General features: G+C 66.0%; 19 protein-coding genes. 9 read left to right on the forward strand and 10 right to left on the reverse strand.

Annotated elements, in window-relative coordinates; all coding sequences use genetic code 11:
* Positions 1-3 precede the first annotated feature (3 nt).
* Positions 4-771 (forward strand): IclR family transcriptional regulator, encoded by a 768-nt coding sequence (locus AC1C2R_RS15880; protein ID WP_495380588.1) that lies wholly within the window; start codon positions 4-6, stop codon positions 769-771.
* Positions 772-777: 6 nt separating this feature from the next.
* Here AC1C2R_RS15880 and AC1C2R_RS15885 read toward each other — a convergent pair whose 3' ends face one another.
* The 4 genes from AC1C2R_RS15885 to AC1C2R_RS15900 are packed head-to-tail and all read right to left on the reverse strand — an operon-like array spanning position 778 to position 4518.
* Positions 778-1452 (reverse strand): TetR family transcriptional regulator, encoded by a 675-nt coding sequence (locus tag AC1C2R_RS15885; RefSeq protein WP_495354137.1) that lies wholly within the window; start codon positions 1450-1452, stop codon positions 778-780.
* The gene (locus AC1C2R_RS15890; protein ID WP_495380589.1) at positions 1449-2375 is read right to left on the reverse strand and encodes a shikimate dehydrogenase; all 927 of its coding nucleotides are present in this window, start codon (positions 2373-2375) and stop codon (positions 1449-1451) included. Before AC1C2R_RS15890 ends, AC1C2R_RS15885 begins: the two co-directional genes overlap by 4 nt.
* Positions 2372-2674 (reverse strand): Dabb family protein, encoded by a 303-nt coding sequence (locus AC1C2R_RS15895; RefSeq protein WP_495380590.1) that lies wholly within the window; start codon positions 2672-2674, stop codon positions 2372-2374. The genes AC1C2R_RS15890 and AC1C2R_RS15895 overlap by 4 nt, the downstream gene beginning before the upstream one ends.
* Complete coding sequence (locus tag AC1C2R_RS15900; protein WP_495380591.1) at positions 2671-4518, reverse strand: bifunctional sugar phosphate isomerase/epimerase/4-hydroxyphenylpyruvate dioxygenase family protein; 1848 nt, start codon at positions 4516-4518, stop codon at positions 2671-2673. The genes AC1C2R_RS15895 and AC1C2R_RS15900 overlap by 4 nt, the downstream gene beginning before the upstream one ends.
* Before the next feature lie 134 nt (positions 4519-4652).
* Here AC1C2R_RS15900 and AC1C2R_RS15905 point away from each other — a divergent pair, with 134 nt between their 5' ends.
* Complete coding sequence (locus AC1C2R_RS15905; protein ID WP_495380592.1) at positions 4653-5411, forward strand: IclR family transcriptional regulator; 759 nt, start codon at positions 4653-4655, stop codon at positions 5409-5411.
* A gap of 3 nt (positions 5412-5414) precedes the next feature.
* Entirely contained in the window at positions 5415-6179 is a 765-nt protein-coding gene (locus AC1C2R_RS15910) for an IclR family transcriptional regulator (RefSeq protein ID WP_495380593.1), read from the forward strand.
* Positions 6180-6241: 62 nt separating this feature from the next.
* Here the strand turns inward: AC1C2R_RS15910 and dctP are convergent, their stop codons facing one another.
* Positions 6242-7300 (reverse strand): TRAP transporter substrate-binding protein DctP, encoded by a 1059-nt coding sequence (gene dctP, locus AC1C2R_RS15915; protein ID WP_495354131.1) that lies wholly within the window; start codon positions 7298-7300, stop codon positions 6242-6244.
* A gap of 304 nt (positions 7301-7604) precedes the next feature.
* Between dctP and AC1C2R_RS15920 the strand changes: the two genes are divergently transcribed.
* The gene (locus AC1C2R_RS15920; protein ID WP_495380594.1) at positions 7605-8708 is read left to right on the forward strand and encodes a Gfo/Idh/MocA family protein; all 1104 of its coding nucleotides are present in this window, start codon (positions 7605-7607) and stop codon (positions 8706-8708) included.
* Between the two features lie 28 nt (positions 8709-8736).
* Entirely contained in the window at positions 8737-10098 is a 1362-nt protein-coding gene (locus tag AC1C2R_RS15925) for an FAD-dependent oxidoreductase (RefSeq protein ID WP_495380595.1), read from the forward strand.
* A 9-nt stretch (positions 10099-10107) separates the two neighbouring features.
* On the opposite strand, the gene AC1C2R_RS15930 is transcribed toward AC1C2R_RS15925, so the two are convergent.
* The 4 genes from AC1C2R_RS15930 to AC1C2R_RS15945 all read right to left on the reverse strand — a co-directional run bounded on the left by AC1C2R_RS15930 (position 10108) and on the right by AC1C2R_RS15945 (position 15521).
* Positions 10108-10563, reverse strand: coding sequence for a type II 3-dehydroquinate dehydratase (locus AC1C2R_RS15930; RefSeq protein ID WP_495380596.1), 456 nt, complete (start codon positions 10561-10563; stop codon positions 10108-10110).
* A 117-nt stretch (positions 10564-10680) separates the two neighbouring features.
* Positions 10681-11961, reverse strand: a complete 1281-nt coding sequence (locus AC1C2R_RS15935) for a TRAP transporter large permease (protein WP_495354127.1) — start codon at positions 11959-11961, stop codon at positions 10681-10683.
* Positions 11962-11964: 3 nt separating this feature from the next.
* Positions 11965-12621, reverse strand: coding sequence for a TRAP transporter small permease (locus AC1C2R_RS15940; RefSeq protein ID WP_495354126.1), 657 nt, complete (start codon positions 12619-12621; stop codon positions 11965-11967).
* A gap of 206 nt (positions 12622-12827) precedes the next feature.
* Entirely contained in the window at positions 12828-15521 is a 2694-nt protein-coding gene (locus AC1C2R_RS15945) for an outer membrane protein assembly factor BamB family protein (protein WP_495380597.1), read from the reverse strand.
* 306 nt (positions 15522-15827) lie between these two features.
* Here AC1C2R_RS15945 and AC1C2R_RS15950 point away from each other — a divergent pair, with 306 nt between their 5' ends.
* From AC1C2R_RS15950 to AC1C2R_RS15965, 4 genes are read left to right on the forward strand one after another with little or no spacing between them, the layout of a single operon-like run.
* On the forward strand, positions 15828-17279 hold the full coding sequence (locus AC1C2R_RS15950; RefSeq protein WP_495354124.1) for an aldehyde dehydrogenase family protein: 1452 nt from the start codon (positions 15828-15830) through the stop codon (positions 17277-17279).
* A 35-nt stretch (positions 17280-17314) separates the two neighbouring features.
* A complete protein-coding gene (locus tag AC1C2R_RS15955; protein WP_495380598.1) occupies positions 17315-18160 on the forward strand; it encodes a citryl-CoA lyase in 846 nt (281 codons plus the stop codon).
* Between the two features lie 11 nt (positions 18161-18171).
* On the forward strand, positions 18172-19935 hold the full coding sequence (locus AC1C2R_RS15960) for a thiamine pyrophosphate-binding protein (RefSeq protein ID WP_495354122.1): 1764 nt from the start codon (positions 18172-18174) through the stop codon (positions 19933-19935).
* 48 nt (positions 19936-19983) lie between these two features.
* A complete protein-coding gene (locus AC1C2R_RS15965; protein ID WP_495380599.1) occupies positions 19984-22707 on the forward strand; it encodes a TIM barrel protein in 2724 nt (907 codons plus the stop codon).
* 218 nt (positions 22708-22925) lie between these two features.
* Here the strand turns inward: AC1C2R_RS15965 and AC1C2R_RS15970 are convergent, their stop codons facing one another.
* Positions 22926-24251, reverse strand: a complete 1326-nt coding sequence (locus AC1C2R_RS15970; protein WP_495380600.1) for a helix-turn-helix transcriptional regulator — start codon at positions 24249-24251, stop codon at positions 22926-22928.
* Positions 24252-24419: the final 168 nt, after the last annotated feature.

The raw sequence follows: 24419 nt of genomic DNA on the forward strand, positions 1-24419 counted from the left end.
TCGATGCCCGACGCCGTGAACGACGCACTCGGCGTCCTCGACCGGATGACCTCCATCCTCGAGGCCTTCGACCAGGACGACAGGGGGTTGGGCATCTCCGAACTCGCTCTGCGCGCAGGCCTTCCCAAGTCCACCGTCTCCCGGCTGGTCGCGACGCTCGTGCGCCAGAGCTATCTCGAGCGCGACGGGAAGCGGATCCATCTGGGCCTACGGTTGTTCGAGCTCGGGCAGCTCGCCGAGCAGCCGCGGCAACTCAGGGTCGCCGCTCTGCCGGTGATGGCAGGCCTCCGTCACAAGACGGGCGAGAACGTGCACCTTGCCATCCTCGACCGGAATGAGATGGTCTGCATCGCCGTCATGCGCGGCCGTTCGGCGGCGCCGCCGGCAGTACGCGTCGGCGGACGGCTCCCGATCCATGCCACAGCGCTGGGAAAGGCAGTGCTCGCGCACTCACCCCCTTCCGACGTCGACGAGGTCGTCTCTTCAGGACTCGATGCCTGGACGTCCCAGACGATCAGCGATCCGGCAGTGCTGAGGCGTCAGCTCGACGACATCCGACGGGGTGAGCTCGCTGCAGAGGTGGGGGAGTTCGCCGCCGGCTTGTCTTGCGCGGCGAGCGCGGTGTTCGCGCCCTCGGGCAGGCTCGTGGGGGCGATCTCGGTGTCGGGACGCGCGGACGGATTCGACGCTGACCGGTTCGCGCCGGCCATCCGCGCGGCTGCGCTGACTCTCACGGGCCGCCTCGGCGCGGGCAGGCCAGGAGCCGTCTAACGCCCGTCAGTGCACGCGTCGGTCGTCGCGACGACCCGTCATCGTCGCGACGATCATGTCGCCGATGAGCCGTCGGTGCGATTCCTGGAGCGCGGGGTCGAGCATGTCTCTCTCGAAGATGGCGGCGAACGTGTGCCGGTTGGCGACATGGAAGCATGCGTAGGCGCTGATGATCATGTGCACGTCCAGCGCATCGACGTCGGCGCGAAAGATGCCGTCGTGCACCCCTCGCTCGATGACCTCCTCGAGCAGCGTGATCGCCGTGACGTTCTCCCGCAGGATCGTCGGGGATTGACGCAGATGCTCGGCGCGATGGATGTTCTCGATGCTGACGAGCTGGATGAATGCCTCGTGCGTCGTGTGGTGATCGTATGTCGCCTCTGCGAGCGTTCGCAGTGCCTCGTCGGGGGACAGTTCGTCGATGTGGATGCCGCGCTCGACCTGGCGGATCTGCGCGTAGACGCGTTCCAGAACTGCGAGGTAGAGCCCCTCCTTCGAGCCGAAGTAGTAATAGATCATGCGCTTCGTGGTGCGCGTACGCGCGGCGATCTCGTCGACTCGCGCACCCGCATAGCCGTTCGCTGCGAATTCCGCGGTGGCGACCTCGAGGATGTCCCCCTGGGTGCGGATCGCACGGTCGGTCATCCCGCTGTCGCGCAGATCGCTCAGCCGATCGGTCATGACGAGCTCCCTCCAGTGCCGGACTCAGCGCAGATGAGCTCTCGGAAGTGCTGCTCCATCCGGTCACGATCGGGCAACATGCCCGTGATGATTCGGAGACTAGCGCATGCCTGGCCCACGGCCATCCGCCCGCCGTCGAGCACAGGATGCCCTCGATCGATAGCCTGCCGGACGAGTTCGGTCTCGAGCGGTCGGTAGACGACATCCGACACCCACGCTCCTCCCCGCAGCTGGTCGAGGTCGAGGGCGATCCCCGGGTGATGGAGCATCCCCATCGGTGTTGCGTGGACGACGCCGCTTGCTTGGGCGATGGCATGGGGAAGGTCGTGCAGTTTGCACGTCACGATGGTCTGCGTCGGGAAATGAACCCGCATGCGGGCGGCGAGGTCCTCGGCGCGGGTGTCGTCCATGTCCGACAGATCTAGCCGCGCCGTGCCCTTCGAGAGGAGCGCGTATGCGGTCGCAGCGCCGGCGCCGCCGCAGCCGATCTGCACGACGCGCTCGAACGATGCTCCTGGCAGGCCTGTCGTGAGACCGTCGCGGTATCCCATCCAGTCCGTGTTGTACCCGACGAGACGGCCATCGTCGAACACCACGAGATTCACTGCACCCAGCTGCGCGGCATCCGTGTCCAGCTCATCGACGAGATCGAGGACGAGTTGCTTGCAGGGGTGGGTGATGTTCATCGCGGCGAAACCAGCAGATTCGGCTTCGGCGAGTATCGCGCCGACGTCCTCGGCCGGTCGGCCGAGCTCGATGAGATCCAAGATGCGGTACTCGTAGTCGAGTCCCATCTCGGTGGCCTCTCCTTCATGCATCGCCGGCGTCAGGGATGCGGTGATGCCTTCGCCGATCAGGCCGACGAGGTAGTGCTCCCGGCGCGGGCGAAGACCCGATCCGATGTCCCGCTCTTGATCCGTCACGAGGCATCCGGGAATTCGAAGTCGACCGTCGCGAGTGACGCCTTCACGGGTGCGGAGATCCTGAGCACCTCGGCGTGGGCAGGGTGCCGCGTGTAGGCATCCAGCCCGTCAAGATCATCGAAGTCGGCAACGAGCGCAAGTTCATGCGAGGCCGGGCCTCCCAGCACATCTGGACCGACGCTCATGCTTCGCAGTTGCGGGATCTGCTCCGGCAGCGCCCGCAAGAGTGACATCCAGTGCTCTCGCTGTTCGGTCGTGAATTCGGGGACGAATCGAAAGACGGCGACGTGTCGGATCACGCGAGAGCCTCCTGACTTGCGGCGCGGCGATGCTCGTACTGGGCCGCCAGTCGGACAGGCGCGTTGAGCGCGCCGTATCCCGCGTATCCACCACGTCGCTCGACGACCTCGAGGAACACGGTCCCGATGGGAGGTGTATAGAAGTGCAGGAACGACCCGGACTCGTCCCGGTCGTACATGACGTTCAGCTCCCTGAGCTCATCCAGGAGGGCGGGATCGATCTGGTATCGAGCCTCGACGTCGTCGTAGTAGTTCGCGGGGATGTCGAGGGGTCTGAAACCATGCTCGCGCGCCGCTCGAGCGAGCGCGAGGATATCGGACGTTGCGAAGGCGATGTGCTGCGGCAGTATCGCATCTTCGCCAGCACCGGAGGGCACCAGATTGAGAGCGATTCGTAGGGTTCCGTTGGCGCTGCGAAGGACCTGGCTGCGCACGAGGCCCACCGGCGCGGCCACGTCGATCGATGCCTCCGCACGCAGGTCGAGTACAGAGTGGAAGAAGAGAACCCCTGCATCGAAGTGCTGCCACGGCTGAGCAAGGTTGACGTGATCGACACGTTCGATCATGTGCGGGTCATCGTGATCGGGGGTGCCGAACTCGCTCACCCATCGCGGCTCCGTTTCTCCCGCGGCACCGAAGAACACCTCCGAACCGTCGGGCGCTCGAACACCCACGAGGGGTTCCTCGCCTGCTCCCTCCTCGCGAGGGACCTCGGGCGCGAAGAGTTCCTTCGCCCGTCGCAATGCGGTGGCGGGATCACTCACCGAGAGGCCGAGGCCGGCCACCGTCGGCTGCGGATGCTCCGAGTCCGGCGCGCCGAGCACGACCCGAGCTGCCCCCTGTGACCACAGCTCGACGTTCTTGGTCCGGTGCGCGCCATGGGAGCGAAAGCCCAGTTGCATGAGAAGGCGTCTGAGCTCATGCAGCTCGCTGGTTCGCAACTCTACGTAGTTCATGTCGGCGGCGGACTCGATGTCGGGAAGCGTGGCGGTCGACATTCGAGCGGCGCGGCCGCCCGCGGCGGTGCCCAAGGATACGGCTGTCTCATGCTCGAGCCAGCGCAGGGAGCGTCGAGCGTCGATCGCCGTAGCGCGGGGATCGGCTTGGCGGAACGTGTCGTTGAATATCTCGAGCGAGACATGACCGTCGTAGCCCGTGCGAACGAGGTGTGCCATGAAGGTGCCGAGGTCGAAGCCGCCCTCGCCTGGGAAGACGCGGTGGTGTCGGCTCCACGAGAGCACGTCCATCGAGAGGAGTGGGGCGTCTGCCATCTGGACGAAGAAGATCTTGTCGGCGGGTATGGTCTCGATCGCCTGAGGATCATGCCCCTTCGAGAGGATATGGAAGCTGTCGAGACAGAGGCCGACGCGGGGATGGTCGGTCAGGCGCACGATGCGAGCGGCGGTTTCATAGCTGTCGACGAATCGGCCCCAAGCGAGCGCCTCATAGGCGACGCGAACGCCGAAGCGCCCGGCGACATCTCCGAGTTGCCGGAGTTGGGCCGCGGCAAGCTGCTCATCGCCGCTGCGCGCAGTCGCGACGTTGCTGCACAGCAGCATGGTTTCGATGCCAAGGCGATTCATGAGGGCGAACTTCGCCGCTGCGCGACGAACGTTCTGCTCGAGGAGTTCGGGGCCGACACCCTCGAAGTCGCGAAAGGGCTGGTACAGGTCGAGAGACAGCCCGAGCTGCTCGGCTCGCGCTCTGATGGCCTCAGGCGACTGCGGCGAGGCGATCAGATCAGGCTCGAAGATCTCGACTCCATCGAAGCCCGCCTCGTGTGCGGCGACGAGCTTCTGATCGAGTGTGCCGCTCAGGCATACTGTGGCGATCGATGTGCGCATGGCGCCTCTCTGCGGCCACCGGCGATGGTGCCTACATGATTCTCGGAACAGCATTGCATGGGTCTGTACTAACTAGTACATTCGAGATCGAAGGGCGATCGACGACGATTCAAGCCGCTGAAAGGGGATACTCGATGACGAGTCTCGCCGAATGGAACACGATCCCCGCTCGGTCGGGCGGACCGGTCTCCGTGCTCGGTCGCATCATCGCGATCCTCGAGGCGGTGAAGGAGTCCGGCGGCTCGATCTCGATCACCGATCTCGCGATGCGGACCGGCTTGCCGAAGTCCACCGTCTCGCGCCTCGTCGCGGAGCTGACCGGGCAGCGCTACCTGGAGCGCGCGGACGACGGCGTGACGCTCGGGCTGCGTCTTTTCGAGCTCGGCGCACGCGCGAGCCTCCCTCGCCGGCTCCTCGCCGCTGCGGCGCCCGTGATACGGCACCTGCGGGATGTCACGGGAGAACGAGTGGGGCTCTGGGTGCCGCAGGGGACCGACATGGTGTCGATCGCCGCCGTCGCGGGTCGCCTTCCGATGCTCCCGACGCGGGCCGGCATGCACTCGCCCGCACTGACGACGGCGAGCGGCAAAGCCTACCTCGCCTTCTGTGCCGATCAGGGCGTACTGGACCGGGTGAGCGCACCGCTCATCGCCGCCGCCGCCGACCACTTCCGAGACGAACTCACTCATGTGCGTGCCTCGGTCGTCGCGATGGACTTGGAGGTCTCGTACCCCGGCATCCTCGCCGTCGCCAGCCCCGTCCTCTCGGGTGACCGCGTCGTGCTCGGTGCCATCTCCATCGCGGGCCCCAGCGGAGCGATGGACCCGGATCGCGTCGCACCCCTGGTTCGTGCCGCAGGCACGAACGTCAGCCGCCGACTCACGGCCGCGTAAGGCATGCGCACCGCCGACTGGACCGATTCGGTCAGCGTTCTCGACCGCGTGACGGCCGTATTCGACGCTTTCGGCGAGCAAGATGTCGGCCTCGGTGTCTCGGAGCTGGCCCGGCGTGCCAACCTTCCGAAGTCGACGGTCTCGAGGATCGCCGCCGATCTCGTCACGCAGCGTTTCCTCGACCGCGACGGCGACAAGCTCTATCTGGGCGTCCGCCTCTTCGAGCTGGCGCAGAGCGTGGAGGAGCCGCGAAGGCTCCGTCACTTCGCGCTCCCCGTGATGGCCGAGCTGCGCGACGCGACCGGTCAGACGGTGAACCTCGCGATTCTCGACGGAGCCGACGTCGTCTTCATCGCAATCTTGCGCGGCGGGCCGACCTCCAAGCCACTCGCCAGGATCGGCGGCCGCCTCCCAGCACACGCGACGGCGCTCGGAAAGGCCATCTTGGCGTTCTCCCCGCGGGGTGTCAGCGAGCGCATCATCCAGGGTCGACTGGAAGTGCGAACACCGCACACGATCGCCGAGCCGTCAGCGCTCCTGCGGGAGTTGAGCGACATCCGCAGGCTCGGGGTGGCCACCGCGATGGATGAGTGCGCGAACGACCGCGCTTGCGCGGCGAGCCCGATCCTCGATCATGGCGGCGCGCCCATCGCCGCGATCTCCATCGCTGGCTCAGCCTCCGACGTGGTGCCCGACCGCATCGCTCCAGACGTGCGCGCTGCCGCCCTGAGCCTGAGTCGTCGGATGTGCGCAGGAGGCCATCACTGACCGTGGAGACGGGAACGGGGTGGATGCGCATTCGCACCCACCCCGTTTGCTGATCTCTGAGGTCAGTCTGCCGTCTCGCGGATCGCCTGGTAGGCCTCGAGGTTCTCGCCGGTGAAGTAGCCCTCGAAGAACTCCTCCGCCTGGCTGATGAAGGCATCCATGTCGATGTCCTCCTGCTCGATCACGGTGAAGGCGTCGTTCGCGCGGTACTCGTCGAGGATCTCCTCGGTCTGCTCGTCGACGCAATCGCGATTCTCAGGCCGAATCTCGTGGATCGTCGCCTCGAGCAGCGCCGTCTGCTCCTCGCTGAGCTTCTCGTAGGTCTTGTCGCTGACGATGATCCAGTGGATGCCGACGTTGTGGTCGTTGAGGATCGCGGTGTTGAGGACCTCGTCATAGCTCGACGAGCGGGTCGCGACGATGGGGTTCTCCTGGCCCACCGCGATCCCCTGCTGCAGAGCGGTGTAGACCTCCTCCACCGCAACCGAGACGGGGCTGGTCACTCCGAGCGCTTCGGCATTCGCGAGGAAGATGGGGGAGTTCGGGAACCGGATGGGCACGCCTGCCAGATCGTCGGGGCTGTGCACCTCGACATCCTTGGTCGTGAACGTGCGGTTGCCGAAGAACCAGCCGTCGACGACGTTGACACCGGTGGCCTCGTGGAAGCCAGAGAACAGGTCTTCCGAGCTCTCGTCGATCCATTGGAACGCGTGGTCCACGTCATTGAATGCGTAAGCGGCATCGACGACGCCGATCGGTTCGTAGGTGGCGCTCAGCGCGGACGCGCCCTGCAGGTCGATGTCGATATCGCCTGCCTGGACCTGCGGGAATCGGTCGGCATCAGGGCCGAGCTGACTCGCCGGATACAGCTCGACGGTCAAGCCGATGTCGGCGTCCTCGAGGCGCTCCTTGAGCAGCTCGACACCGCAGAAATAGTTCGGCGTCTGCTCATTCTGGCTCGTTGCGACAGTAAGCGTGACGGGCTTGTTCTCCGAAGCGCCCGCATCGCCGGTCTCTTCGGGAGCACCGCCTCCTCCGGCACAGCCGGTGATGGCGAGGGTGGTTGCTGCGAGCATCGACGCGGCGATTAGGCCTCGGCGCATCGAACGGGCTGTGCCCATGGGACTCTCCTCTTCTTCTGCGCACGTCTTCGTGCGAGTACTGGCATGACATTCTGTGGCCGGAGCACGACATCCGGTCGACACCTCTCGCACGGGGCGGGATCGTCGTCGACCACGCTGTCAAGTTACGGCCCGGTGGCAGTGCTGACTCTTACCGACATCGATCGGTTCGCAAAGCGATGTCCCGTCGAGTGGAACATGCGGTCCCGGGCCACCGCCCGTGGCATTCGCCGCTGAATGGAACGTTCCCTGTGCGTCGATCCATCGTGGCATACGCTCTCTCCGGACCGTCGCGAAGGCGACGATGCAGGGAGGCTCCGTGACGGCATCCGAACCCTTGCCACTTCGCATCGGCGTCGTCGGAGTCGGCTTCATGGGGCGCCAGCACATCGACTTCATCCGAGCGGCGTCAGGCGCGGCCCTGGCGGCGATCGCCGACCCGGTCTTACCCGGCGACATCGGCTTCGAGTGTCCGACGTTTCAGGACACCGCGGGAATGCTGGCATCCGAGCAGCTCGATGCGGTCATCATCGCCAACCCGAACCCGCTGCATGTGGAGTCGGCTGTCGAATGCCTCGAGGCCGGCGTCGCGGTACTCCTCGAGAAGCCGGTCGCCATGCGCTGCGCCGAGTCCCGTCGGCTCGTCGACACCGTCGCGCGTCTGGACGGACGCCTCTTGGTCGGCCACCATCGGCGTCACCATCCCGCCGTCGCGCGCGCCCGCACCGCCATCCACGCCGGTGAGCTCGGACAGATCGTCGCCGTCAGCGGACTCTGGTCGGCACGCAAAGGGGACGCGTATTTCACCGACACGCCCTGGCACCGCCTGCCCGGTGCCGGCGTGACGCTCATCAACGTCGTGCACGACGTCGATCTGCTGCGGCACCTCTGCGGCGAGGTAGCCGAGATTCAGGCGATGCACAGCTCGCATGCCCGAGGCCTCGAGGTCGAGGACACGGTGTCGCTGAATCTCAGATTCGAGAGCGGAGCGGTTGGAAGCTTCCTCGCCTCCGATGCCGGAGTCTCGCCGTGGGGCTGGGACCAGGCCACCGAAGAGACGCTCGCGTTCCCATTCCTTCCCGACGGGGTGGCCTACCGGATCGTCGGCACGCGCGGGGCATTGTCGGTGCCCAACCTCGCGAAGTACGCCTACGATGCGTCAGTGCCGCCAGACTGGTTCTCGCCCCTGTCGCGCACCTACCTCCCCGTTGCATCGCGGGGCTCGTTCCAGGCGCAGCTCGATCACTTCATTGAGGTCGCGCGTGGACGTGCGGAACCCCTCGTTTCAGCCGAGGACGCCTCGCGCACGCTCGCGCTCGTCGAGGCGGCAGCGCTTGCCGCCCGCACCGGCGCAACGGTCGACGTCGCACGATTCAGGGCAGAGATCGAAGCAGCAGAGCAGTCATGACCCGGGGACATGACGAGGAAGGCCGGCGATGACGAAGCTGGATGTTCGGGTATTCGACGCGATCGTCGTCGGGGGAGGACTCGCGGGCCTGGCGGCGACGCAGCGCCTCGCCGCGCACGGACGGAGTGTCGCCCTCGTCGAGAAGCGCGATCGGCTGGGAGGCAGCTCCGCGATGAGCGGAGGATGGTTCGCACTGTCCGGCACGACGCTCCAGCGCCGAGCAGGCGTCGAGGACTCCGACGACCTCTTCCTCGCGGACATGCTCGAGACCGGCGGAGGCTTCGCCGACGAGGTGCTGATGCGGGCGCTCGTCGACCGGCAAGCGAATGCGGTCGCCGCGATCGATCATGCTGGGGCGTGGACCGACGAACTCAAGGTCAGTGCAGGGATGACGGTGGCACGGGCACATCTGATTCGCATCGGCGATCTGCTCGCGCATCTCGAGTACGAGGCGGTCGCCGCGGGTGCCGCAATCCTCCCCGGACACGCGGCCGGCGGACTTGTCACGGATGGATCCAGAGTGGCGGGCATCACGTCCGAGAACGGAGTCCTCATCGCGGGCTCGGGGGTCGTCCTCGCCAGCGGGGGATTCTCGCGCTCGCGCGAACTGCTCGAGCTCTTCGTGCCCGATCAGGCTGCGGCCATGCCGTACGGCGGTGTCGGGAACACGGGCGACGGGCTTCGAATGGCCTGGATGCTGGGTGCTGGACTGGCCGACATCGGGCACGTCGCCGGCACCTACGGACAGCACGCGGAGACGACGGACGATGAGCACGAGCTGCTGACCGCCAATTACCTCGGGGCGATCCTCGTGAACTCTCGCGGGGAGCGCTTCGCGGACGAGTCGGAGTCGTACAAGGTCCTCGGGTCTGCGGTGCTGCGCCAGCCCGGGCGGACGGCCTTCCAGATCTTCGACTCCGTCGTGCGGGCCCGTTCGAAGCCCGGCGTTCCGCTCTCGGACATGGAGCGCCTCGAGGAGCTCGGGCACCTCGTGAGCGCACCCACGATCGCGGCGCTCGGGCGCGAACTCGGAATCCCGCCGGAAAGGCTCGAACGCACGGTCGCGCGCTACAACGAGAACGTGTCGGGTCGCCATGAGGACCCATTCGGCCGGACGGGTCTCGTGAACGGGGTGGGCGCGCTGATGCCAGTGGTAACCGGACCGTTCTACGCGTACGCCGCGGTGACCGCGATGACCTCGACGTATGGCGGACTCAGCGTCGCGGCGGACAGCTCGGTGAAGCGGGTCGACGGAAGCCGCATCGAGGGGCTCTACGCCGCCGGGGAGGTCGTCGGCGGCTTCCATGGTGCGTCCTACATGACGGGCACAGCGCTCACGAAGGCGCTGGTGTTCGGGTTCGAGGCCGCCGACGCGATCGCTCAAGGCTGACCCGTCGCATCACAGCTCTTCGTGGGCGTCGGAACCGCGGATGCTCTCGCGCGCCAACCGGTCGGCGGCGCGAATCCCCAGTTCGTACCCATACACGCCCGCGCCTGCGATCACCACGCGCGCGACCGAGGAGATCAGGGAGTGGTGGTAGACGGCATCGCGAGCATGGATGTTCGTGATGTGCACCTCGATGACCGGAGCGGTGAGCATCCTGAGCGCATCGAGGAGCGGAACGGACTGGAAACTGAAGCCCGCCGGGTTGATCACCACGATCGCTTGCCGGCGAAAGGCCTCATGCACCCACTCGACGACTTCGTGCTCCGCGTTGGATTGCGCGAAGAAGAGGTCGAACCCCAGCTCGCGCGCAACTCGCTCGCAGTCGCGGCGCACGTCGTCCAACGTCGTGGTGCCATACAGCTCGGGCTGGCGCAGACCGAGCATGTTCAGATTCGAGCCGTTCAGCACGAAGAGGTTTCTGGCCACAGGAATTCCTTTCAGGCGCAACCGACGTGTTCGTCCGACGGCCCCGCGACGGTGGGGGAGGACACGAGCGTCGCGGGGCCATCGGAGACTGGGGCCCGGCTACATGAGGCCGAGCAGCGTCGGCAGGCTCGTGACGATCACTGGGAACAGTGTCAGGAGCAGCAGAACGACTCCGAGCGGGATCAGGAAGGGCAGGATCCCGCGGAACAGCTCGCCCATGGGTCTGCGAGTGATCGAGCCGACGACGAACAGCACTGCACCGACCGGTGGTGTCAGCGATCCGATCATCAGGTTGAGGATCATGATGACGCCCAGCTGCACCGGATCAATACCGAACTGCGCGATGATCGGCATGAGGATCGGCACGAGCACCAGGATCACCGGCGGGGCCTCGAGGGGGATGCCGAGCAGGATCAGGAGCAGGTTGAGCATCAGCAGGAACACGATCGGGTTGTCGGTGAAGCCCGTGAGCCATTCGCCCAACGCCCGGGAGACCTGCTCGCGCGCGAGGACCTGACCCATGAGGTTCGACGCGCCGAGGATCAGAAGGATCCCAGCGGACACGACGACTGTCTCCTTGGCCGCCTTCCAGAACACCCGCCAGTTCAGGGTGCGGTAGATCGCTCCCAGGATGAGCATGTAGACCGCCGCGATGCCCGCGCTCTCGGTGGGCGTGAACAGTCCGCTGAAGATGCCGCCGAGGATGATCACGGGTAGCATCGCCGGGCCGATCACTCGCACGGCCGCCTTGGCGAGCATCGACCCGACGAAGGGCTGGCTGACCGCGACGTCGGGGTGGCGCCGCACCCAGAAGAAGACGTAGGCGCCCAGACCGAGCGCCATGAGCATCGCCGGGATGATCGAGCCTGCGAACAGGGCACCGGTCGAGATCGACGCGGTCGCGGCGAAGAGCACGGCAGGTATGCTCGGCGGCATGACGGTGCTCATGAGCGAGCCCGATGCCGTGAGGCCTGCCGAGAATCCGTACGGGTAACCGGACTTGAGCATCTGGGGGATCTGGACCTTGCTCGTCGACGCGGCGTCCGCGAGCGCGGAGCCGCTGATCCAAGAGAAGCCGATCGCGGTGCCGAGGTTCACGTAGGCGAGATTGCCCGGCAGCCGCGGCAGGAGCGACCGCGCCAGGTCGTACAGCCGCGTGGCGATGCCGAGATGGTTTGCGATGGTGCCGACGAAGATGAACAGCGGGACTGCGAGCAGTGGGAAGCTGTTGATCCCGTTCACCACGGACGAGATCGCGTAACCCGCGGAGAGGCCGTGGCTGTAGAAGTACAGCATGCTCGACGCGATCATCGCGAACGCGACGGGCACCCGGAGGAAGAGGAAGAGGACGAACAGCAGGATGTAGAGCCAGAGGTCCAAGGATCAGCCTTCCATCTCGCCGATGTCGAGCTTGCGCTCCGGACGGTTCGCGAACGGTATCTTGAAGGTGGAGTGGATCGCGGCCGACACGAAGCCGACGAGCGCGAAGAGGTACAGCACGCCGACCGGCATATGCATCGCGGCGCTGAGTCTGACCCATTCAGTCTCGATCTTGACGAATGCCTCGTATGCGAGGGCGAGACTCGTGGCGACCATGATGACTGCCGAGATGACCCGCAGCGCAACGAAGAGCCGCCTTCCGGCAAGCAGCTCGTCGAAGATCTCGAGCACGATATGGCCGTTGCGACCCACGAGGTAGCCGGTCGTGATGAAGGTCATGGCGATCATCGACATGAGGGCGATCTCTCCGGCGCCGACCCAGCTGATCGACGGGAAGTAGCGGCCGAGCACCTGATACATGACGCCGAAGACGATGAGAGCGAAGAGTGAAACGCCGATCGCGATCTCGATCCGGGAGAGCACTCGGATGAACGTGGGGTCGGCTGGAACGCCCGTGTTGAGTTCGGGCCCCGCGTAGAAGGTGTCGGTGTGGGGATAGATGGATTCCCCGAGGTCAGCCTCCGAGGCCTTGCGCACTGCCTTCTCGGGCTCATCGGACCGGCCCTCCTCGGGGTCGGACCCACGTTCCTTGTCGGTCACGGCGTCACCGCCACGGTGTCAGGGTGCATTGTCAACCTCTCTGTTGATGCGGGCCGAGCGTGCTCGCGCACATCGCTGCCCCTGCGACTCTGGTCTGCGATCCTGCGCGTGCAAAGTCGAGTCTCGCCGAATGGGACACGCGCTGCACGCATCGATCCGCCCCCGTCGAAGTCGACGGAGACGGATCGGTGGTGCGTCGGAATCGACTACTTGACGACGGTCACGGTCGCACTCGACATGAGCTGCTCCTGAACGGCCTCGGAGTTGAGGACGTTGACCCGCAGGGTCAAGGTCACCTCTCCCGTCGGCACGTTGTTGTCGAGGTCGGCGGCGTCGAACTTGACGATGATCCGGTTCTTGTTGGCCGTCACCTTCGAGGCCGGGATCGGAGTCGGCGAGAGCGGAGTGACCAGCACTGCGCCGCTCTCGTACTCGTATCCCGGCGGCAGCTCGAAGTGTGCCGAGATCTTACGGTTCACGCCGGTGAACAGGCCCGTCCCCGAGCCGAGGTCGAGCCGGGCAGGTGTGAACCTCAGCGCGCCCGGCTGATCCTGCGGCTCCAGGTACACTTCGATCTTGCCGGTCGGCCGTGGATCAGTGCAGTCATTGAAGTAGTACTCGCCGGCACGGTCGAATGTGTGCTGATAGGTCTCTCCTGGCTGCAGCTCGACGTTGAACTCACCCTCGAAGAACTGCGTCGCGCAGTGCGGCTTCAGGTTCGGGAAGTTCGGGAACGTCTCGGCCCCCGGATTGCTGAACGTCACCGTCGTGCCGACCGGCACTCGCAGATGCGTGGGCTGCATCCCGTTCTGCGACACGCTGTCGCGTGCCGCTTCGGTGTCGGCGGTGCGGTTGGAGCGTGCGAGGAGTACCGTGTTGCCGACCGTCTCGCCAGCGACAGCAGCGCCGCCCACCGGACGACGGATCGACAGCGGAGCCGTGTCCGGCCCCTCCTGGCTTCCCGACTCGGTCGTGTAGGTGCCACCGAGCTTGAACGCCCACAGCGAGTCGCCCTGCGTGACCGACCCGCCGTACGGGTTGGTCGACCCGGCGGCGAACACCGCGACGTACTGCTCGCCGTCGACCTTGTAGGTGATCGGCGCGGAGGCGATGCCGGAGCCCGTCTGGAAGTTCCAGAGCACGTCGCCGTCCGTGGCATCCATCGCGAGCAGCTCGCCGTCGATCTGCCCGACGAAGAGCAGGTCGGATGCCGTCGTCAGCGGTCCTTGACCGTGCGACATGTCGGTGCCGAGGTGGTTCTGCCACGCGACTTCACCGGTCGACGCGTCGTACGCGAGGATGCCGCCGGTCTGGTACTGCCCGATGGCCCGCAAGCCGTTGGCGGACGCGCCGTTGTAGTGTGCCACCGGATTGGCGCCGTACGGGAAGTAGACGAGGTTCGTGCTGTGGCTGTACGAGTGGTTCGACCAGTCGCCGCCGCCGTTCTGGCTGGTGGTCGACAGGATCGGCGCATCCCATTGCGGGTCGTACATGCAGCCCTCACGGTGCCCCGACGGGTGCCCGTCGGGATAGCTGAGGAACGGCTCGTCGACCGCGACGTAGCTGTCGGGGTTGAAGACCAGGTTGCCCTCGGCGTCGGCCTGGTAGCCGTTGTAGTTCGGCACGCCACGCCAGGGATCGCCGGGGATGTTCTCCGGGTCGAGCTTCTCCCACACGAGGCATTCCGGCAGGAGCCGTGTCTCGGGGAAAAGCTGCGTCTGGGAGTGGTTCTGGCGCGAGTCGGTGATCATGGGCTTGTCGATCACGGGGAGCACCGGTTCGCCGTTCGTGCGGTCGAGCACGAACTGGTGCCCCGACTTGCTGCCGTAGAAGACGACCTTCCGCTCCTCGCCTCCGATCTCGATATCGGCCAGGGTCGGTGGGTGCACGTTGTCCATGTCCCAGACGTCGTGCCGGATGGACTGGTGGTGCCACTTGTACTCGCCGGTCGTGGCGTCGACGGCCACCATCGTGCTCGAGAAGAGGTTGTCTCCGGGGCGGAGGGACCCGTTCTGCGAGGATGTACAGCTGCGGGCGTTGCCGAAGGTCATGTAGTACATGCCGAGCTCAGCGTCCACAGCGCCGTGCATCCATGACGTCGCACCGCCTTCCTCAGCGCAGTCGGTGCCATCGGGAAGCACCGGACCCCACGTCGCCGACGCATCGAACGTCACGCCGTCGACTCCGGTGAACTGCTGGCCCCGCTTCGGTCCGCCGAAGAAGTGCCACAGGTAGGATCCGTCGCTCGCATCGAGCGCGACGACGGCGCCGCGGTCGCCGTCCGCCGCGTGGGCGTAGACGATTCCGTTGTAGTACACGGTCGCGACTTTTCCGACCCGTCCCAGATCTTCACCCCCCGGGCCGATGGGCTGCTCCGCCCAGATCTCCTGGCCGGTGGCCTCGTCGAGGGCGACGACATGGTTGTCGCCTGCGAGGGTGAAGATCTTGCCGTCACCGGCCGAGACGCCACGGCGAGTGCCCGACAGGCCGTAGACGTCGTTCTCCCACTTCCAGATGGGATCACCCGTCGCGCCGTCGACGGCGATCACGCCGCCGCTCGGCGTATCGAGGAAGATCACGCCGTCGACGACGATGGGGGTCGTCTGCTGACCCACATCATCGGAGGCGGGTGCGACCGCGGACACGTGCGTGCGCCAGGCCGGTGCGAGGTCGTCGACGTTGCGTTTCCGGATCTGCGTCAACCCGGAGTAGTGCTGATTGCCGAGGTTTCCGCCGACGGTCGGCATGTCGGCGCCCGTCGGTTCCAAGCCCGTCAGCTCTGTGGGCGGGACCGGTTCGGCCGGTCCCACCAGTCCATGGGCGGGTGAAGCGACCATCGCGAGCACAACCAGTGCCCCGATTCCCGCGACGCCCAACCTCGTGGTCAGTCGTGTGCGCATCCCTTGACTCCTTGATCGTCGTTGATCTGACGGCGGATGAGCTCGCGCCCGCCCGACGTCGTTCTGGGGTGCCGCCAGCCCGCCCGACATTTGCGATCGGTGAAACCGGTCAGCGCTGGGGACGCTATCGCCGCCCCCGTTCGGGGGCAAGCACACGACCCATCGAGTGGTACAACTCCCGTCGTGACGCGGGCACAGCCATCGGATCGCCGAGGCCATTTCTGCCCAATGGGACACGCTTTGTCGACGACGACGGCGTGTGCCTAACATGCGGCAGTCCCCACCAACGCTCAAGACGGAGTTGTCATGGCCGCTGCCGCACCCAAATCCCTGTCGCCTGAACAGGAGCAGGAGCTCGACGACGTGTTCGCCCGCGCGCGGGCGGCGCTCGCAATCATCGAGACCTATGACCAGGACCGCGTCGACCGTTTGATCCAGGCCGTCGCGTGGTCGGTCGCGAATCGCTCAGCATTCCATCGGCTGGTCGGGATGGGAATCGAGGAGTCCGGCCTCGGCGACTTCGAGAGTCGTATGAACAAACGGATGAAGATTCGCGGCGTCCTTCGTGACGCGCTCCGGAGCCCTTCAGTGGGAATCATCGAGGAGGACGCCGAGAAAGGCCTCGTCAAGTACGGAAAACCGGTCGGAGTCATCGGATGCGTCGTTCCGACGACCAACCCAGACCTGACGCCCGCCGGCAACGCGATCTACGCCATCAAGGCGCGCGACGTGGTCGTGTTCTCACCGCACCCGCGCTCGAAGCACACGACCCTCGAGACCGTCCGGCTCATGCGCGAGGCGCTCGAAGCGGAGGGTGCTCCGGCCGACATCCTGCAGTGCATCACGCTTCCGAGTCTGACAGCCTCGCAGGAGATCATGCGCCGCTCGGACCTCGTGATCGCCACGGGCGGCCAAGGACTGGTCCGGGCGGCCTACAGCTCGGGAACGCCCGCCTACGGGGTCGGAGCAGGCAACGCGACCGAGTTCGTCGACGAGACCGCGGATCTCCAGGAGACAGCACGCAACTGCATGCTGTCGAAGACGTCGGACTTCGGCTCGGGCTGCTCGGCGGATGGGAACGTTCTGGTGCCGGCGGCGAGATATCGGGAGATGCTCGAAGCGCTCCAGGGTGAAGGCGGCTACCTCGCCACCTCGGACGAGCGCGCGGCGCTGCAGTCGGTGATGTGGGACGAGGAAGGGCACCGTCTGCCCGACACCGTCGCCGTATCGCCGCAGTCGCTCGCGATGGCGGCCGGATTCGAGATCCCGTCGCACAGCAGGTTCATCCTGGTTGAGGGCGACGGCATCGCCGACGACAGGCAGTTCTGCAAGGAGAAGCTCACGACTCTGATGGCGGTCCACGCCTACGAGGGCAGCTTCGAGGATGGCGTGGAACTCGCGAAGCGGCTCTACGACATCGGCGGCAAGGGACACTCGTGCGGCATCGCCTCCACCGACGACGCGCACATCGACTATTTCGCTCGACACATGCCGGTCTCGCGCATCATGGTGCGCCAACCGAACTCGAAGGCGAACGCGGGATCGTTCACGAACGGGATGCCGATGACCTCGTCGATGGGATGCGGCACCTGGGGAGGCAACATCACCTCCGAGAACGTCTCCCTCCATCACTACCTGAATACGACCTGGGTCGCGCGCACCATCGAGGAGGACCGGCCATCCGACGAGGAGCTGTTCGGAGACTTCTACGACACCGCGCTCGAATCGGCGGACGCGACATTGGCCGCGGCCCCGTGAGCACACCCATTGAGCACGATGAGCAAAGCGAGCCGATGACCGGAGCATCGCCGGAAGAGCTCGTCGACGAAGCACGGCGATGGTGGCAGACGGAGATCATCGACGTCCGCCCAGGCGAGATCGCGCTCCGCGGATATCCCATTGAGCAGCTCATCGGCAACGTCGGCTTCGTCGACACCATCTGGCTCATGCTGCTCGGCGAGCTGCCAACGCGTGAACAGGCGACCCTCTTCGAAGCAGCACTCGTGGCGTCCGTCGATCACGGGCCCCATGCTCCTTCGATCGCCATCGCCCGGATGGCGACGACCTGCGGCGTGCCCGTCAACGGTGCGATGGCCTCGGGGATCAACGTGCTCGGCGACATCCATGGCGGTCCGGGCCAGCAGTGCATGGAGTTGTACCTCGAGATCGACGCCGAGCTCGGGCGGGTCGGTGATCTCGAAGAGGCGGCCCGCGTCGTCCTCCAACGACACCGCGATGCGGGCATCAGGTATTTCCCCGGGTTCGGCCACCGATTCCATCCGCTCGATCCGCGCACGCCGCGTCTGTTGTCGCTCGTCGACGCCGCAGCTGCGGAGGGCGTCGTGGACGGTCGCTTCGCGGAGATCGGACGCGCCGTCGAGGACGCGATCAGCGCGGGAAAGCCCAAACGGATTCCCATGAACGTCGACGGAGTGACGGCCGTCATCTACTGCGAGCTCGGTCTGGCACCCGAACTCGGTCGCGGTGTCTTCATCCTCGCCCGCTCCGTCGGCATCCTCGCTCACGCCATCGAGCAGATGACGCAGGGAGGCCGCATCAAGGGGCCAATGCCGAAATCCATCGGATACACCTATACGGGTCCGACACGCCGACCCGTTCCGAACACACGCGACCAATGAAGGAGATTGCAATGAAGGACCTGGTGTCCAACCAGATCGTCCGTTATCTGGAGGCGCGCGAGGTCGAGCACGTCTTCGGACTGTGCGGGCATACGAACATCGCGCTGCTCGCAGCCCTCGAGAAGAGCGACCGGATCTCCTTCGTGAACGTGCGTCACGAGCAGATCGCCGCCCACGCTGCGGACGGCTACGCACGGGCGACCAAGCGGACAGGAGTCGTACTCACACACCTTGGCCCGGGGCTGACGAATGCCACAACGGGAGTGGCAAACGCCGCGCTCGACTCGATCCCGATGGTCGTCATCGCGGGCGACGTGCCGACGCATTACTTCGGGAAGCACCCGCATCAGGAGATCAATCTCCACTCCGATGCGGCCCAGTACGAGATCTATCGGCCGTTCGTCAAGCGGGCGTGGCGCGTCGATCGGCCGCACCTCATCGCCGAGGTGCTGGACAAGGCGTTCACCCTTGCGGAGAGCGGCCGCCCCGGGCCCGTGCTCGTCGACGTGCCCATGGACGTGTTCTCAGCGGAGGTCGATGTCGCACTATTCGACAAGGTGGTCGGCAACACCCGCTCGCTCGCGAGACCCAGCCTCGATGAGGCGGTCGCCGAGCGGATCGTGCAGAGCCTGCTGGATGCCGACAGGCCCGTGCTCTACGTCGGTGGGGGCATCGTCGCGGCAGACGCGGCATCAGAGCTCGCCGAGTTCGCCGGACTGCTGTCGCTGCCTGTTGCACACAGCCTCATGGGCAAAGGCGCAATGCCCGACGACAACGCCCTGGTCCTGGGCATGACGGGATTCTGGGGAACAGCGTTCACCAATGAGACGACGCGAACGGCCGACTGGATCCTCGCACTGGGCACCAGATTCGCGGAAGCCGACTCGAGCTCGTGGTACGCCGAGTACACCTTCGACATCCCGGCCACGAAGCTCATGCAGATCGACATCGATCCTGCTGAGCTGGGGCGCAACTACCCGCTCGAGATCGGCGCACTGGCAGACCTCAAGTCCGCGCTGGCCGTGCTCATCCGGGTCGCGCGGCGGCTCGCTCCGGCAGGTGTGCAGCGCACCGAGCTGCTCGCGCAGATCGCCGCGAACCGCGCGGCGATGAAGCTCCAGAACGCGGATGCCCAAGTCTCCGACGCATGGCCCATGCGGCCCGAGCGTATCCTCTCCGAGACTCGCGAGGTGCTGCCGCGTGACGCGATCATCACCACGGATGTGGGCTGGAACAAGAACGGGGTCGGTCAGCAGTTCGACATCCTCACCCCAGGTACGTTCCTCACACCGGGCGGCTTCGCGACCATGGGTTTCGGCGCGCCGGCCGCTGTCGGCGCGAAGATCGCCCGCCCGGATCGCGTCGTCGTCTCCCTCGTGGGAGACGGCGGCTTCGGACAGAACCCCGCGGTGCTCGCCACTGCGCGCGAGCAGAGTGTCGCCGTCGTCTGGGTCGTGATGAACAACAACGCCTTCGGCACCATCGCAGGACTCGAGAAGGCCGCCTTCGACACCACTTACGGGACCGTCTTCGGCAACGCGGAGGATCCCATGTACACGGACTTCGCGGCGATCGCGGAAGCGTACGGGGTCACCGGCATCAGGGTCGATTCGGCTGCGGAGTTCAAGCCCGCCCTCCAGCGGGCGATCGCGCTCGGCAGTCCGGTCGTGATCGACGTGTCGATGGTAAACGTGCCGACGCCGACGACCGGTCACTGGAACATCCTGGACATCTACTCGCCGGGCGAAACGATCGAGCACGTCGCGACACGATGACCTCCGTGGTCGCAAGAAGGACTCACTGATCCGTTAGGCGGTCGGCTCATGAACGTCGTACCTGGTGCGCAGAACGTCTCCATCTCGACCGTGTGCTTGTCCGGCACGCTCGAGGACAAACTGCGCGCCGCCGCCGCGGCCGGCTTCGCCGGCGTGGAAATGCTCGAGTACGACCTCGTCATGTCGCCGTGGTCGCCTCGCCGACTGGCCGAGGAGGCTACGGGCCTCGGTCTGTCGGTCGAGGTGTATCAGCCGTTTCACGTCGAGACGGTGCCGCCCGACCTGTTCGGCGCCAGCTTGCGTCACGCGGAGCGGACGTTCGACCTGCTGTCCGAGCTCGGTGCGCGCGTCCTGGTGTGCTGCTCCGCCAGAACCGCGAGGGGACTCGACGACGACGATCTCACGGCGGAGCAGTTGCACACCATTGCAGAGCGCGCCGAGCAACGCGGGCTGCGGCTCGCGTACGAAGCCGTGCCTTGGGGGCGCGTTCGTACGCACGAGGAGGCCTGGCGCATCGTCCAACGAGTCGACCACCCCGCGCTCGGTCTGTGTCTCGACAGCTTCCATGTTCTCTCGGTGGACAACGATCCCGCCGTCCTCGCGCAGATGGACATCGACAAGGTGTTCCACGTCCAGCTTGCAGATGCACCCCGATTGAACATGGATGTCCGCGAGTGGAGCCTTCATTACCGGATGTTCCCGGGACAGGGTTCACTCGACGTCGCGGGTTTCCTCGGTCAGATCCTGACCATGGGATACTCAGGCCCGATCGCTCTCGAAGTGTTCAACGACGTCTACCAGCAGGAAGATCCCAGACACGCGGCCACCGACGCGATGCGCTCAATGCTTGCGCTCGCAGAGGCGGTAGCCGCACGCGGCTCGGGCGAACTTCTCCAGCAGTTCTCTCACGGCGACGTGACGCCGGCTCCTCGGCTCGACGGTTTCGCGTTCGCGGAGCTCGCTGTGGACGAGGTGTCGGCTCCGTTGGCTTCACGTGTCCTCGACGCCCTCGGGTTCTCCCATGTCGGGCAGCATCGCTCCAAGCCGGTGCAGTTGTGGGAGCAGGGTGGCGCTCGGCTCCTGCTCAACCTCGCCCCGGAGCGATCGATCGACCCTGCCACTGCATCGATCTGTGCGCTCGCGGTCGACAGCACGGATGCGACTGCCTCGATGCAACGGGCGCAGAAGCTGTTGGCGCCGAAGCTCGCCCGACGTCGCGGACCTGACGAGACGGACCTGAGCTCCGTGGCCACGCCCGATGGCACTGCGCTGTTCTTCTGCGACTCCGCAGGCCGGCGGCATTGGCTCGACGACTTCAGGCCGACCGGCGCGCCGGCGGGCCCGTCGCCACTCCTCGGGAAGATCGATCATGTCTCGATCACCGAGTCGATCGACGACTTCGATCAGTCCACCTTGTTCTTCCGCGCCGTCCTCGGCCTCGTGCCGGGGGAGTCCACGGAAGTCACCGCTCCCTTCGGGCTCATCCGCAACTGGTCGGCAAGCGATCCCAGCGGAGGCGTGCGCATCGCGTTGAGCACCACGCCGTTGCGGCGTGGCGATTGGGCGCCCGGTGTGTCGAGCCCGCAACTCGTCGCATTCGCCACGGATGACGCGATCACTTGCGCAAAGATCATGCGTGAGCGCGGGGCACCGATCCTCGAAATTCCGGGCAATTATTACGACAACCTCGACGCCCGCTTCTCCATGCCGGCCGAGTTCGTCGACCATCTTCGCGAGAACTCGATCCTGTATGACCGCGACGAGCATGGGGGAGAGTTCCTGCACTTCTTCACCGAGATGCTGGGCTCGCGCGTCTTCTTCGAGGTGGTGCAGCGCATCAACGGCTATGACGGCTTCGGTGACCCCCACAGTGTGCCGTTGCGCATGGCCGCGCACCGCCGCCAGCGGCTGCGGATGCTGGCGAGCGCGCCGACCGAAACCCCATCTGAACACCGGCACGACTATTCGCTCGCCCACCTGACGGCGCTGAGCCTGTCACCGCCCGAGTTGGTCGATGCCGCCGCCGCCGCCGGCTACCGCTATGTGGGCCTGCGTATGACCAAGGTCACGGCGCAGGAGCCCCACTATCCTCTGGCATACGACCCGGCATTGATGCGGGCCACCAAGACGCACCTCGCGGCGACCGGCATCGAGGTCCTCGACATCGAGCTCGCGCGGATGACCTCCGGAGACAATCCGCGAGACTATCTGCGCTTCCTGGAGGCCGGCGCCGAGCTCGGAGCACGCCACGTCATCACACAACTGCCGGATTCGGATTTCTCGCGCAAGACTGATCGATTCGCCGAGTTGTGTCAGCTGGCCCTGCCTCTCGGGTTGACCATCGACCTGGAATTTCCGTCATGGACTGAAACGCCGAACCTGACCGAGGCCACCCGGGTCCTGCGAACGGCAGACCAACCCAACGCCGGGTTGCTCATCGACCTCCTGCACTTCGCTCGGTCGGGATCCAGCGTGGCCGAATTGCGTGAGCTTCCGCGCGACTGGTTCCACTACGCCCACGTGTGCGACGCCCCCGGAGAGATCCCCGCCACCACGGCAGGATTGATCCACACCGCTCGTTTCGAGCGGCTCGTTCCTGGCGAGGGCGAGATCGACATGCTCGGCATCCTCGCAGCCCTGCCGGCGGGCATTCCGTTCGCACTGGAGATCCCGCGCGCGATGCTCGTGGCGCAGGTCGGTGCGAAGGAGCATGCCCGCCTCGCGATCGGCGCCGCCCGCCGACATCTCGACGCGGCTCACCTGGTCAGCTGAAGGTGTGGAATGCAGGGTCCCATCGAGTGGGAACGTTCGTCGCGTCGACCCTTCGGTACCGCAACCAGGTCGGGCGGCCTGTGCGGGGGAGTACGCGCAGCCGGGGCACGATCGGAATCAATGTCGAGACCTTCACAGAGTGGTCGATATTTGACATGACCGTGGTAATGCGCCGTCGGCAGTCTCGTGCGGGGCTCGCATGACGGGCCTGTACTCCCTCAGTCGATGTGGAGTCCAGCCTGGTGGGCGATGTCCGCTGCCGCTGTGCGTGAGGTGACGTCGAGTTTTCTGTAGAGGCGCTGCGCCGTCGCCTTCAGCGTGTTGGGGCTGATGAAGAGCTCGCCGGAGATTTCGGTCATGGAGCGATTGGTTGGAAGCATGGTGAGCACTTCGCGTTCGCGTTTCGTCAGACTCGCGAGGAGAACCGAGGTGTCCGCACGAGGTTCGCGTTGCCGTGCGGGTACGGGCGTGCCGGGCATCCCTTCTGCGAGTACCTCGAGGTGACCCGGACTGATGAGTTCATAGCTCGTGTAGAGGTGCTCCCGTTCGATGATGGCGTGCGCGAGTTCGAAGTCTCTCGCAGCCGAAATCGGCCGGTCGAGACCGAGGGCCGCTGCGGCCGTGATGAGGAGAGCGTTTGCCCGAGTTCGGGGCGGTGCTCCTGCACCGATTGCGTGGTGGGCATGCTCCAGCGCCGCGTGGAAGTCGCCGCGTCGGTATTCACGCTCGGCATCGAGGGCGTGGGCGGCGAACGTCGTGGCGGTCGGTGGAGTGACCGGGTGGCCCAGCCGCATCCAGATGGCCCGAAGGAGGCGTTCAGTGATCCCACCTCTCGACACTGCTGCCGGATGACGATCGAGTTCCTTGACCACATCCGTCTCGAGCAACGCACGCTCGGCGGCGGTTCCGACATGCCAGGAGCGAACCCACAGTGCGGCAGCCCAATACTCGCCGATCCGGTGAGCCTCCATCAGGCCAAGCTCCGCTCGGGACTCTTCGGGATGACGGCGGTTGATGTGAATCAGCGCGGCGGTGAGATGGATGGCAGCGTCGTAGCGGGGGTTCGGCCGGCTGAGCCCACGGGCGCGCTCGAGCCAGTACTCACCAGCGGCGAGACGCCCCCGGAACGTGTTGCGCCATGCCAAGTGCCCGGCCGCACGCCGCGCGATATCCAGCTGTTCGGTGGCCAGAGCCAGCCGGTGTGCTTCCTCGTACTCATACTCGACGGCCAGCTGGTCGTCGCCGGAGAGTTCGAGGGTGCGACCCCACTGCACGAACAGGTGCGGCAGGTTCGCGCGTAGCGGCGCCACTTCGTGATCTGGCGCGGCGTCGAGGCGCCGCCGTGCTTCCAAGGCCGCCTCGACGCCTCGGGCGTATGCCCCACGCGTTCGTTCGGCGGCGGCGGTCGCGGTCAGCTCGATCAGCTGTGTGGCGAGCGAGCTCCCGGCGTCCTCGGATCGGTCGGAGAAGTAGTGGTCGCGCTCGAAACGGTGGGGCTCGCCACCGCTGACGACATGCTTCAGGTAGTTGGCCGCGATGACCATGCCGGCATTGTCCACGAAGACTGCGCCCGGGAGGGCGCGTACCGCCGCAAGCAAGTGAACAGCTTCGGTGCTCGCATATCGGTCCCAGTGTTTCTGGACGAGAGCGGTAGCCGCCTCCGCCCCCTCGCGCTGGGCGATCGCCACGACGGCATCCGGAAGGTTCTCAGC

Source organism: Agromyces sp. Y182 (assembly GCF_059445385.1).

What these genes read in the sequence shown, in the direction of transcription:
- AC1C2R_RS15880 (WP_495380588.1), top strand. Translation starts at nt 4, where the DNA reads ATGCCCGACGCCGTGAACGACGCACTCGGCGTCCTCGACCGGATGACC.
- AC1C2R_RS15885 (WP_495354137.1), bottom strand. Translation starts at nt 1,452, where the DNA reads ATGACCGATCGGCTGAGCGATCTGCGCGACAGCGGGATGACCGACCGT.
- AC1C2R_RS15900 (WP_495380591.1), bottom strand. Translation starts at nt 4,518, where the DNA reads ATGCGCACATCGATCGCCACAGTATGCCTGAGCGGCACACTCGATCAG.
- AC1C2R_RS15905 (WP_495380592.1), top strand. Translation starts at nt 4,653, where the DNA reads ATGACGAGTCTCGCCGAATGGAACACGATCCCCGCTCGGTCGGGCGGA.
- AC1C2R_RS15910 (WP_495380593.1), top strand. Translation starts at nt 5,415, where the DNA reads ATGCGCACCGCCGACTGGACCGATTCGGTCAGCGTTCTCGACCGCGTG.
- dctP (WP_495354131.1), bottom strand. Translation starts at nt 7,300, where the DNA reads ATGGGCACAGCCCGTTCGATGCGCCGAGGCCTAATCGCCGCGTCGATG.
- AC1C2R_RS15920 (WP_495380594.1), top strand. Translation starts at nt 7,605, where the DNA reads ATGCAGGGAGGCTCCGTGACGGCATCCGAACCCTTGCCACTTCGCATC.
- AC1C2R_RS15925 (WP_495380595.1), top strand. Translation starts at nt 8,737, where the DNA reads ATGACGAAGCTGGATGTTCGGGTATTCGACGCGATCGTCGTCGGGGGA.
- AC1C2R_RS15945 (WP_495380597.1), bottom strand. Translation starts at nt 15,521, where the DNA reads ATGCGCACACGACTGACCACGAGGTTGGGCGTCGCGGGAATCGGGGCA.
- AC1C2R_RS15950 (WP_495354124.1), top strand. Translation starts at nt 15,828, where the DNA reads ATGGCCGCTGCCGCACCCAAATCCCTGTCGCCTGAACAGGAGCAGGAG.
- AC1C2R_RS15955 (WP_495380598.1), top strand. Translation starts at nt 17,315, where the DNA reads ATGACCGGAGCATCGCCGGAAGAGCTCGTCGACGAAGCACGGCGATGG.
- AC1C2R_RS15960 (WP_495354122.1), top strand. Translation starts at nt 18,172, where the DNA reads ATGAAGGACCTGGTGTCCAACCAGATCGTCCGTTATCTGGAGGCGCGC.
- AC1C2R_RS15965 (WP_495380599.1), top strand. Translation starts at nt 19,984, where the DNA reads ATGAACGTCGTACCTGGTGCGCAGAACGTCTCCATCTCGACCGTGTGC.
- AC1C2R_RS15970 (WP_495380600.1), bottom strand. Translation starts at nt 24,251, where the DNA reads ATGGTCATCGCGGCCAACTACCTGAAGCATGTCGTCAGCGGTGGCGAG.